Here is an 11217-nt window from a genome sequence, read left to right as displayed (position 1 = left end):
CCGAAATCAACGCCGAAATCGAGCAGCTTGACCAATTGCGCATCCTTCTCGATGCCATCGACCATGAGATCAATCGCACCATGATCGAGATTACGCCGCAACACGCGCGGATCGGCCTGCTTCGACAGTTTGTCGATCAATATCGGCGCCTCGACCTTCACATAGCGGAAGCCTTTATTGGATAGGTCCGACACGAAGAGATCGAGGTTCGTCGTCTTATCCAGCACGAAGCGGAAGCCGAGCTTGCCAAGCGCGGTCAATTCCTGATCGGTGCGGGCGTCCAAACGATAGGCGTCGTGCTGCGTGATCTGGAAATGCAAATGTCCGGCCAGATCGGTATTTTCGCGCATAAAGGCGGTGAAATCCGAAAAGAAATCGCGGTCGCGCAAAGTTTCGCTGACGATTTCGCACACATAGCCCACTTGGCTGCGCTGGCGGCGCATGCGACGCACGAATTGGACGCTGCGCACCAACAGCATATTGTTGATCGTCGCCAGCAAGCCCGCCTGTTCGGCAATCGGAAGATAGGTTTCCGCTGGAATTTCCGTGCCTTCCTGCGTGCGGATCGCCGCCATGCACTGATACAGGGCGAGGCGGCGCGAGGGCAGCTGCACGATGGGTTGCAACGACAGGCCGACACGATCCTCGTTTAACGCCTCGCGTACCGAATCCAGAATTAACTCTTCGTCGGTCAGGTCGCCATAATCGTAGGCGGGTTCGACCGGATCGTCGTACTCATCGTCGTCGTGGGCGGTAAGAGGACGGCTAGGAGCGGCGGGGCGCGTGGTCGCAGGGGCAGCAGGGCGGGCTTTTGCCGCTGCGGCGGATTTGGTGGAAAGCTGGCCGACCAGGGTTTTCAGCATGCGCATTTCAGCGACGACGGTTTCAAGCTCCGCCGCGCCTTCCGGCCCCGCTTCGCCTTGGGCCCGCACGGTTTCTTGCATCGAGCGCATATCGCTGCGCTGGCGGATCAAAACGTCCTGCACGCGCTGAATTCGCTCGCCCAGTGCCTTATCCGCCGTGCGCCGCGTCAGCATTTCCTGCGCGAGCATGCCGAACAGAAACACATTCGCCCCAAGCAGCACCGAGATGAGCAAGGAGGGCGGAAAGCCGAGCGCCTGCACAAGGTCGGGCGCGCCAATCGCAACCGCCGCCGCCACCGCGCCATAGGCGATGGGGGCAAAAAACTGGAGGGGACTCATGCCCGCGTCCTTGTCCAAAAGGGATACCAAGTTGGGAACTCATGGCGCAGCACGCCGTCCGGCTCTGCTACTAGGGGCAAATCGGCCACCCGTTCGACCGCTTTCACCGAGAGTCGCCCGTAAAGATGGGGAAACAGCGCCCCGCGCGACGGCGACGCCTCCCATTTCAACACCCCGCCGCCGTGCTCCGGCGGCGGCAAACGGTCGACGACCACTTCCAGCAACACTAACCCCGCTTCGCCCGCACGGTGGCGGTCGGCGGAAGCGGTGATCTGCTCGGCGGTGGAGAAATGCAAAAAGCCGTCGCGGCGATCTTCCGCCGCGCCCTCGTACCAACCCTCGGTAAGGGCGTTCGTCCAATCGGCCGCGCGGGCCAGGTGATAGATTAACTCTGCCGTCATGGCGCGCACCTTACGCGATGCGATGCTTCGGGAAAAGCCGGGAGTGTGCGGTGCCAGAAAGATGCCTTTCGTCGCACCGTCACCCGCTTGCATCCCAACGCGGCTTCCCCTACAAAGCGGCTTCCCTTGGGGAGTAGCCGCCGCAAGACTTAAAGTCATGCAAATGCGTCGTCGCGGGCATTTTTGTCCGCTCGGGATTTGCAGGTATGCGGGGATGCGTCAACAGGCTTGAAAGCTTCGGCTTTCATGGCGCATCCGGTCCGGGTTCGGATTGGCGAGACCAAGCGCGAGTGCCCGCCGGAACAAGAAACCGGGCGGCCGGGCAATTTCGCGCTTGCGTACTCGTTGCCGCCCGGAACTTGGGAAGGGCCATGTTTACCACATTCTTTATCTCGACCGGGGCCGTCGCCCTGTCGGAACTGGGCGATAAGACCCAGCTTTTCGCGCTGCTGCTGGCCTTGCGCTATCGTGCGCCGGTTCGGCTGATCGCCGGAATTTTCCTGGCGACGGTCTTGAACCACATCGCCGCCGGGTGGATTGCCGTCGAGCTTGCCGATCAACTGCCGATCTATTGGCTGCGGATGGGGACCGGCGTCGCCTGTATCGCCCTCGGGGCCTGGATGCTGCTGCCGGACAAACTGGACGAGGAGGAGGATAAACCGTCGCGCTTCGGCCCGTTCGCCGCTGCCCTCGTTGGGTTCTTCCTTCTCGAAATCGGCGATAAAACCCAGGTTGCGACCATGCTGATGGCGACCGCCTACCAGCCCTTCGCCGCCGTGATGGCCGGGTCGATCTTCGGAATGATGCTGGTGAACGCGCCGATCGTGATGATTGGGCGGAACATTAGCCAACGCCTCCCCCTCAAAGCGACCCGCATAATCTCAGCGCTTATCTTTGCAGCTATGGGCGTCGTGATGCTGCCAGTCTGGGGCTAATCTTCGAGCTTATGGCCGTCGAGGCGCTTGCTTTCCAGCGTCTGAACCGCCTCGCTTTTCTGGCGCTCCGCCTTAGTGCGCCCGAAGGCGAGACGGTTGGCGTCGGCCGTCTTCGCGTCGGCTTCCCGTTCTTTGCTTTTTTTAAAGCGACGCAGGTTCACGATGTCAGCCGTCATAAGTGCCCTCCTGCTGTGCTTCCGCGTGGGGTTCCCTTTCCCAGCAAGGGATGATTAGCTTGTGGCTAGAAATTCATCAATACAAGGGAGCTTAGCGGCATCATGCGCACGATCACCTATCTCGACGGCACTTGGTCCGAGGGGAATACGCCGCTCATGGGGGCTTCCACCCAGGCGGGCTGGCTTGCGCATACGGTGTTCGACGGGGCGCGCGCCTTCGGCGGCCTCATTCCCGACCTCGCTTTGCACTGCGAGCGCGTGATCCGCTCCGCCAAAGTGATGGCGATGGAGCCGCCCGTTACCGCCGGCGAAATCTACGATATGGCAAAGGAAGGCATCCGCCGCTTCCCCGCCGGGGCCGAACTCTACATCCGCCCGATGTTTTGGATGGAAGAAGGGTTGATGGTGTTGAAGCCGGAATCGACCCGCTTCGCCCTGGTTATTCAGGAAATCCCGCTGCCGCCGGGGGAAAAAGGCTTTTCCGCCACCCTCTCCCACTTCCGCCGCCCGTCGCCGGAAATTGCCCCGACCGCCGCGAAAGCCTCCTGCCTCTACCCGCAGGCCACCCTCGCCCTGCGCGAAGCCATGCAGCGCGGCTTCGAAAATGCCGTGATGTGCGACCTGATGGGCAATGTGGCGGAATTCACCGGCTCCAATATTCTCTTAGGCTTCAATGGCGAACTTCATACGCCCACGCCGAACGGAAGCCTGCTCAACGGCATTACCCGCCAGCGCGTGATTTCCCTGCTGCGCGAGGCGGGCGTAACCGTCGTTGAACGCGCCATTCGCCCGCAGGAAGTGGCGGAAGCCGATGAAATCATCTCGACCGGCAATTATGCCAAGGTTCAGCACATCAACCGTTATGAGGACCGCGACCTGCAGCCGGGGCCGCTGTTCCGCAAAGCGCGGGAGCTGTATTTCAAGTATGCCGAAGGGCAGAAGCTAGATTAACCCGACGTAATTGGACCGAAGTATCGACCCGGATTAAGCTTTCCCCCAATCGCCTTACTCGCCGATTGGGGGAAAGCCTATGTCGAAATCGCTGGTTGCTGCGCTGATATCGCTCACCTTTTTTGCCCAAGCGGCCACCGCCGCCCCAACAACAGGACGCCGAGAAAACCCCAGCCTGCCCCTGGCAAAATCGGGGGTTCTGGCGGTTGCCGGGCTTAACACCGGTGTAGGCTATGTCGCGGAAATCGCGCCGCCGGAGGATATTACGGCGATCAAGCTGATGGGCGACCATCTCTTGAACCAGCCCAAGGGTAAATACACCCTCGGCCTTGCTGAATTCGAATGGCGGTATGGTACCGGGCCGAAACGCATTCACTCGCTGGTGATGTGGATCGACGGCGATTACCAGCCGGATCATCTATTACCCGGTTTCGATATTGCTTCGGCGGATGTTGAATTCTGCCGCGCGATTGGTATTTCGTATATTTCCGACCTTCAGTTCACGCCGGGCCAGTTGCAAAGCCTCTTCGACGACGAAACGCCAGAGGCTTTTCCGAATCATTCGCCGGAGATGCGCAAGAACCGGGGCTGGGCGGAAGTTATTATGAATGCGTGCAAGCGCCGCAATTCACCGAAATGGGCCATTATTCGCGGCGGTAACGGTATCGGCGGGCAAGATGAATGGGTGTTTCTCGGCGACTATACCCCCGATAATGCCGAAACGGGCCGCCCGGTTTGGGTCGATATCCCCAATCACCGCCGCAGCCTTCCCGTCCTCAACCGGCTTCGGGACCGGCCCTATTTTCCGGTCAATAACTACGACGCCGCCCTCGCCCCCACACCGGGCGATACCGAGGGCATGAAGGATATTTACCCGGAAAGCCGGGGGAAATAATCCCCCGGCCCTGAAAGGGGTTACGCCGCCAAGAGTTCGCCCCGCAGCGCCTTTTCGATCAGCGCCACACTATTATCGCGCCCATAGAGGGCGATGAAGGAGCCCATGCGCGGGCCTTGCGGCTGGCCGAGCAGCACTTCGTAGAGCGTTTTGAACCATTCGCGCAATTCCGTGAAGCCGTGGCGTTTACCGATTTCGAACACGAGGGTTTGGAACGCTTCCGCATCGGCGTCGCTGGGGAGCGCCTTTAACTCCGCCGCAAGATCGGCTAGGGCGACGCTTTCGGTGTCCGTCGCGGCGCGGAAGGCTTTCGTCGGCGCAACGAAATCGCGGTAATAGGCCCCGGCGTAGGTTACAAGACGCGCGAGCAGCGGGTTCGATTCCGGCGTCGTTCCGGGGGCATAACGGCTGATGAAGCCCCAAAGAACCGACGAATCTTGCGCACCGACAACAGAGGCGAGATTCAACAAAATCCCGAACGTCAGCGGCACTTTCCCCGCAGGCGGCACGCCGCCGTGAATGTGCCAAGCCGGATTTTCCGCCTGCTTTTCGGCGGGCTCACTGGAAACCTTATCGAGATAGGTCAAATATTCATCGACTGCTTTCGGAATGGCATCGAAATAAAGCCGCTTCGCCCGGCGCGGCTGCTGATACATGAACAGCGACAAGCTCTCGTCGGGCGCGTAGGTCAGCCAATCCTCGACCGACAGGCCATTGCCTTTCGACTTCGAAATCTTCTCGCCGTTCTGATCCAAGAATAATTCGTAATTGAACCCTTCCGGCGGGGTGCCGCCCAAGGCTTTCACGATCTTGCCCGCGAGTTCGACCGAGGAAATCAGATCCTTCCCAGCCATTTCATAGTCGACTTCCAGGCCAAGCCAGCGCATCGCCCAATCGGCCTTCCACTGCATTTTGCAGTGACCGCCCGTGACCGGCACTTCCACCAGCGCATCGGTTTCGGGATCGCGGTAGCTCACCGTCCCCGCCGCCTCATCCCGCGCCACCATCGGCACTTGCAGCACGATACCCGTGCGCGGGCAGATCGGCAGGAAGGGGCTGTAGGTGGCCTGACGCTCCGCGCCCAAAGTCGGCAGGATAATCTTCATCACGGCATCGTAATGGCGCAGCATTCTCAGCAGCGTTTCATCGAACGCGCCCGATTTATACATCTGAGTTGCCGACTTGAACTCGTATTGAAAGCCGAACCCATCCAGGAAGGCTTGCAGGCGCGCGTTATTATGCTCGCCAAAGCTCGGGTGCGTGCCGAACGGGTCCGGCACTTGCGTCAGCGGCTTGCCAAGGAAGCCCGCCAGCATATCGCGGTTCGGCACATTGTCCGGCACTTTGCGCAAGCCGTCCATATCGTCGGAGAAGCAAAATAGCTTCGTCGGAATGTCGGAAAGCTGCTCGAAGGCGCGGCGGACCATGCTGGTGCGCACCACTTCGCCAAAGGTGCCGATATGCGGCAGGCCCGAGGGGCCGTAGCCGGTTTCGAACAGCACGTAACCTTTTTTAGGTTTCTCGGCCCCGTATCGCGCCAGAAGTTTGCGCGCTTCCTCGAACGGCCAGGCTTTGGCGGTGAGGGCGATCTCGCGGGGCAGAGACATTTTCGAACACTCGTCCTAAATACGGAAATTCGGCCAATATCAGCCGGTCTGTTGTGCTAAACGGTTGCGCGCGCAAGGTCAACCGCCGCCCGGTGGAGAAAGGATTGCGCCGCCCACCCGGCCCGGTTAAGGTCGGCAGAGTTCTTCAAAGGTTCCGCTTTCGAGATGACTTCCGCCCCCGCGCTTCTCCTACCTCAGGCCCCGCTGCTCGCGGTCGGCCTACGGCGGGCCGTATTGGTGACGGTCGATGGCGAAATCGAAGACGGCACCCTGCCCCAAATCGCCCGGCTGCTCTCACCCGACGCCCCGCCCTACCTGTGCCACGCCCCTGCGCTCAGCAAACGCTTGGAAATCCCCGGCCTGTGGGGCTACGACCTGTTGGAGCTTTTCGCCCTGGTGCGCCCCGCCACCTTCTGCGTGCCGACGCCGCGCGGCTTGGCCCAAGCGCTCGATCTGCCGATCCCGAAAGACCTCACCGACGCGGCGATGATCCTGCGCGACGCCGCCGCCCTGCTGTTGGCCGAACTGGCCGACGCGCGCGACGCCGAAACCCTGGCGATCATTCAACCGATGGCGGCGGGCGGTTGGCCCTGGGGACGGTTTGCCGAACAGGCGCTGGCGGGCGTCACCGCCGGGCGGCGCGGCCTTGCCGTCTGGCGCGCGATTCCCGAAATCCCCGACCACCCCGCCGATGGCCCGCCGGGTCAGCAGCCGGTGCATGCCCAAGAAGCCCGCTGGCAATTGGCCTCCCTCTTAGGCGACCACGCCGAAAGCCGCCCCAGCCAGGCTGATTACGCTTCCGCAACGGCCCTCGCCTTCCAGCCACGCCAGCAGGAGGATCAGCCCCATATCGTGCTGGCCGAAGCCGGAACCGGCGTTGGCAAAACCCTGGGCTACCTTGCCCCCGCCAGCGTGTGGGCGCGCAAGAACGGCGGCACGGTGTGGGTTTCGACCTATACCCGAAATTTGCAGCATCAAATCGATCAGGAACTCGACCGGCTCTATCCCGATCCGGTCGATAAAGCCTTGAAAGCCGTGGTGCGCAAGGGCCGGGAAAACTACCTCTGCCTGCTGAACCTCGAAGAAAACACTCAGATTGCCAATACCCGCCCCTCGGAAGCCGTCGGCGTCGGGCTGATGGCGCGCTGGGTGCTGGCGACGCGCGACGGCGACCTGTCGGGCGGTGATTTCCCCGGCTGGCTGCCCGAACTGCTGGGCCGCGCCCGCACCTTAGGGCTGGCCGACCGGCGCGGCGAATGTATCTTCGCTGCCTGCCATCACTTCAACCGCTGTTTCGTCGAACGTTCGATCCGAAGGGCCAAACGAGCGGAAATCGTCATCGCCAATCACGCCCTCGTCATGGTGCAATCGGCCTTAGGCGGCGGTGACGATGGGGCCGTGCCCAGCCGCCTCGTGTTCGACGAAGGCCACCACCTGTTCGACGCCGCCGACAGCGCCTTTTCCGCCCATCTCTCCGGCCTCGAAGGGCAGGAAATGCGGCGCTGGCTGCTCGGGGCCGAAGGCTCCAGCCGTAGCCGCGCGCGCGGGTTGCGGCGGCGCATCGAAGAGCTTTTGTCCGACGAAGGCATGCTCAATACCCTCGGCCTACTCATCCGCGCCGCCCACGCCCTACCCGGCGACGGCTGGCAGAACCGCTTGATCGACGACGCCCCGAACGGGTCCATCGAAGCCTTCCTGTCGGCCCTCCGCCGCCAAGTGCTCGCCCGCCAAACCGAGCAAGATCGCGGCTATAGTCTGGAAGCCGACGCCGCCCCCGCGAACGACGATCTGCTGCCGCTTGCCGACGACGCCCGCAGCGCCCTCATCGCCCTGCGCGAACCCGGCCTGACGCTCAAAAAGCGCCTGTCCGACCGGCTGGTGGACGAGGCCGAGGATATGGAAACCGAGGTGCGCCTGCGCATCGAAGCCGCCGTTCGCGCGCTCGACCGCCGCCTGATTCTGCCGCTGGCGGGCTGGATCGCCATGCTCGAAGCCCTGCGCGAGGAGCCCAGCGAGGAATTCGTCGATTGGTTCGGGATCGACCGGCAAGACGGGCAAGAAACCGATATCGGTATGCACCGCCATTGGCGCGACCCCAGCAAGCCCTTCGCCCGCACGGTCGCGGAAGGCGCGCACGGCATTATCGTCACCTCCGCCACCCTCACCGATTCGACCGGCGACCCCGAAGCCGATTGGCGCGCCGCCGAACGCCGCATTGGCCTGCCCTGGATCACCGCGACTGCCACCCGCGCGCAACTGCCCTCGCCCTATGATTACGCCGCCCAAACCCGCGTGCTGGTGGTGACGGACGTGCGCCGCGACGATATCGAGCAAGTTGCCTCCGCCTACCGCGCCCTCTTCCTCGCGGCGGGCGGCGGCGCGCTCGGGCTGTTCACCGCCATCTCGCGCCTGCGCGCCGTCCATAGCCGCATCGCCGGGCCCTTGGAAGACGCCGATATCCCCCTGCTCGCCCAACACGTCGACGGCATGGAAACCGCCAGCCTTATCGACATCTTCCGCGCCGAAGAAAACGCCTGCCTGCTCGGCACCGACGCCGTGCGCGACGGCGTGGACGTGCCGGGCCGCTCCTTACGCCTCATCGTCTTCGACCGCATCCCCTGGCCCCGCCCCGATATTCTCCATAAAGCGAGGCGCGAGGCTTTCGGCGGCTGGAACTGGGACCGGCGCTTGGTCAGATTGAAACTGAAACAAGCCTTTGGTCGCCTCGTGCGCCGCGCCGACGATACCGGCGTGTTCGTGCTGCTGGAGCCAATGCCGTCCGACTTCCGTTCGGCCTTCCCGCCGGGGGTGGAGGTGAAGCGGGTTGGATTGGCGGAAGCCGTGCGCGAGGTGGGGGGATTTTTGGGGCGGGGATAAAGCGCGAAATTGGGCGGGAGAGAAGCTTTCATCTGCCTATTGGTCGCGCGGAAGTTTCCCGCTCAAGGCCAGCGACGCGCGCAGCGTGTCGTTGATGCGCGTTTGCCAGCCGTCGCCGCTGGCGCGCAGGGCGGCGAGGACATCGGCATCCAGGCGGATTTTAACGGCTTCCTTCGTTATCGCCTGCTTACTGCCAACCGGACGCCCGCGCCCCCGGCTTGTGATTTGCTCCGGCATATGGATTTGCGCGAAGCTCCCCGCCTTGGCCTCGGCGAGCGACGCGCGCAGGCCGGGCAGGGTTTGGCCCGCGTCGGCTTCGACGGCGGCGGCGATTTTTTCAATGTTTAGGGTCTTCAAGCTGTTCATTGCATTATCTCCGCTGAATATCCCCGACCTTCACGGTGGCGCGCGCGGCTTTGGCGTAAACCATCACCTGATGTTGAAACAGAGGGCTGATTATGACAAGAGAGGTGGAATGAACCTTTTCAACCAAAAAACCCTAAAACGGCACATAAAGCCCGCGCCCGTCCCCGCCGATCACTTAGCCGCACTGGACGCCTGGGCCGATATGATCCGCCCTGGCCGTGTCTACGCCCTGAAGGAACCCGCCCTTCATGAGGAACTAATCGCATGAGCCTTCTCGCAGCACTTACCCGCGCAAAAACCGAGGAAGATGTCAAAGACGCCTACATCGCGGCGCTTGGCCTTAATGGTGTGTATAAAGGGCTGGTCGATATCCAAACCCTTGAAATTTGGTTCGAGGCGAAAGAGACACCCACCCCACCGCTGCTCATGTTCGCGCAATTGCTGGTTTACGTTCGCGCCGCTCGCAAACGGGGCGAGGCGATCCCCGGCTACCTTTGCGTGATCGACCGTGAGAAAGCGGCCCTGATGGCCACCGAGCACGCCATGCCGCTGTTAGACGACAAGACCATCGTTTGGCCCAAGTCTGGCTCTGCCGCTGACAAGGCACTCGCTGCCCAGATCGCCCCGACAATCGAAACCCATTTCATCCTCTACCAAATCAAAGATTACGAGGCGGAGTTCATCAAGGCCGCGAAAGACGCGGTGCGCGAAGGCCGTATCATCCGCACCCCGATCACGCCCGACAACCTGCGGCAGGTGTTCGACAAATGGGTGGCGATGGTTGGTGTGGAACTGGTTGTAAAACGCGAGGCGGATTATGCCGTGCTGTTCTTTGCCGACATAATGCATGATGGGCATACGGCAACGATGGCCAACCTGCCCGCGCGCCTTTTGTTCAATGGGAACGATCCCGTGTTCATCATGGGGGCAGACCAATACGACCTTGCCAGCGCGCGGGGGTATCGCAATTTCTGGAACATCTACCATCGCCCGCCCGAACAAAAGCATCGGCACTATCTGCTGGAACGACGCGACAGCCTGTTGCCACTGGACGAACAGAAGTTCAAGGGCGCATTCTACACCCCACTGCACATCGTAGACAAAGCCTATGATCAGTTGTCCGCGACACTGGGGGCGGATTGGCAACAGAAATACATCGTGTGGGATATGTGCGCAGGCGTCGGAAATCTGGAAGCCAAGCACAGCAACCTACGCAATGTCTTCATGTCCACGCTGGATAAAGAGGACGTGACAATCATGCGCAGCAACCCGGCTTTCGCTGGGGCAGAGATTTTCCAATACGATTACCTGAACGACGATATCACTGATTTCGGAAAGATCGACTACTCGCTTTCTGGTAAGCTACCCATGGCGCTGCGTCAGGCCATTGTCGATGCGCAGAATGGCAAAAAGGGTGCAAAGCCGATCCTGGTGCTGATCAATCCACCTTACGGCGAAGCTTCAAACTCGCAAGGAAATGCTGGTAAATCGGGAATAGCGACAACTCGTGTTAGCCATGGAATGAACGATCTTGGTTATGCTGCACGAGAGTTATTTGTGCAGTTTTTACACCGAATTTTGGCTGAACTGCCTAACGCTAAACTGGCAATGTTCAGCACTTTCAAATACATAAATGCGCCAAATTTTGAAGAATTTAGAGCACGTTGGAATGCAAAATTCCTTGATGGCTTTGCGGTGCACAGTAAGGCATTTGACGGGTTGAACGGCGACTTTCCCATCGGCTTTCTGCTTTGGGACTTAGGCTACAATCAGCCAGTCCAAGTAATAACCACCCGTGCGCTCGATA

General features: G+C 61.2%; 11 protein-coding genes and 1 riboswitch. Of the genes, 6 read left to right on the top strand and 5 right to left on the bottom strand.

Annotation, left to right across the window (positions count from 1 at the left end):
- Positions 1-1202, bottom strand: a 1202-nt coding sequence (locus ACIQ36_RS13845; RefSeq protein ID WP_395830247.1) for an EAL domain-containing protein, incomplete at its 3' end; no start/stop codon positions are given.
- Positions 1199-1603 (bottom strand): DUF952 domain-containing protein, encoded by a 405-nt coding sequence (locus tag ACIQ36_RS13840; protein ID WP_395830245.1) that lies wholly within the window; start codon positions 1601-1603, stop codon positions 1199-1201. The genes ACIQ36_RS13845 and ACIQ36_RS13840, both read right to left, overlap by 4 nt.
- A 123-nt stretch (positions 1604-1726) precedes the next feature.
- A riboswitch (yybP-ykoY riboswitch) is annotated at positions 1727-1962 on the top strand.
- Positions 1963-1974: 12 nt separating this feature from the next.
- Here ACIQ36_RS13840 and ACIQ36_RS13835 point away from each other — a divergent pair.
- On the top strand, positions 1975-2538 hold the full coding sequence (locus tag ACIQ36_RS13835; protein ID WP_395830243.1) for a TMEM165/GDT1 family protein: 564 nt from the start codon (positions 1975-1977) through the stop codon (positions 2536-2538).
- Here ACIQ36_RS13835 and ACIQ36_RS13830 read toward each other — a convergent pair.
- Positions 2535-2714: a DUF4169 family protein gene (locus tag ACIQ36_RS13830; protein WP_395830241.1), complete on the bottom strand. Its 180-nt coding sequence runs from the start codon at positions 2712-2714 to the stop codon at positions 2535-2537. The two genes, ACIQ36_RS13835 and ACIQ36_RS13830, sit on opposite strands and share 4 nt — an antisense overlap.
- Before the next feature lie 102 nt (positions 2715-2816).
- On the opposite strand from ACIQ36_RS13830, the gene ACIQ36_RS13825 reads away from it, so the two are divergent.
- Positions 2817-3665 (top strand): branched-chain amino acid aminotransferase, encoded by an 849-nt coding sequence (locus tag ACIQ36_RS13825; protein WP_395830239.1) that lies wholly within the window; start codon positions 2817-2819, stop codon positions 3663-3665.
- A 79-nt stretch (positions 3666-3744) separates the two neighbouring features.
- Positions 3745-4560: a hypothetical protein gene (locus ACIQ36_RS13820; protein ID WP_395830237.1), complete on the top strand. Its 816-nt coding sequence runs from the start codon at positions 3745-3747 to the stop codon at positions 4558-4560.
- A 20-nt stretch (positions 4561-4580) separates the two neighbouring features.
- On the opposite strand, the gene ACIQ36_RS13815 is transcribed toward ACIQ36_RS13820, so the two are convergent.
- Positions 4581-6167 carry a lysine--tRNA ligase gene (locus ACIQ36_RS13815; protein ID WP_395830235.1) on the bottom strand — a complete coding sequence of 529 codons (1587 nt, stop codon included), beginning with the start codon at positions 6165-6167 and terminating at the stop codon, positions 4581-4583.
- Positions 6168-6332: 165 nt separating this feature from the next.
- Between ACIQ36_RS13815 and ACIQ36_RS13810 the strand changes: the two genes are divergently transcribed.
- Positions 6333-9044 carry an ATP-dependent DNA helicase gene (locus tag ACIQ36_RS13810; RefSeq protein WP_395830233.1) on the top strand — a complete coding sequence of 904 codons (2712 nt, stop codon included), beginning with the start codon at positions 6333-6335 and terminating at the stop codon, positions 9042-9044.
- Positions 9045-9080: 36 nt separating this feature from the next.
- Here ACIQ36_RS13810 and ACIQ36_RS13805 read toward each other — a convergent pair whose 3' ends face one another.
- Complete coding sequence (locus tag ACIQ36_RS13805) at positions 9081-9410, bottom strand: BrnA antitoxin family protein (RefSeq protein WP_395830231.1); 330 nt, start codon at positions 9408-9410, stop codon at positions 9081-9083.
- 109 nt (positions 9411-9519) lie between these two features.
- Between ACIQ36_RS13805 and ACIQ36_RS13800 the strand changes: the two genes are divergently transcribed.
- Both ACIQ36_RS13800 and ACIQ36_RS13795 read left to right on the top strand, forming a co-directional pair.
- Positions 9520-9678 carry a hypothetical protein gene (locus tag ACIQ36_RS13800; RefSeq protein ID WP_395830229.1) on the top strand — a complete coding sequence of 53 codons (159 nt, stop codon included), beginning with the start codon at positions 9520-9522 and terminating at the stop codon, positions 9676-9678.
- A partial coding sequence (locus tag ACIQ36_RS13795) for a hypothetical protein (RefSeq protein ID WP_395830227.1) occupies positions 9675-11217 on the top strand: 1543 nt, incomplete at its 3' end. The genes ACIQ36_RS13800 and ACIQ36_RS13795, both read left to right, overlap by 4 nt.

Source organism: Elstera sp. (assembly GCF_044372965.1).
Lineage (GTDB): Bacteria > Pseudomonadota > Alphaproteobacteria > Elsterales > Elsteraceae > Elstera.
Note: the sequence above shows the minus strand (reverse complement) of the source record. Positions and strands in the feature narration are given on the sequence as shown.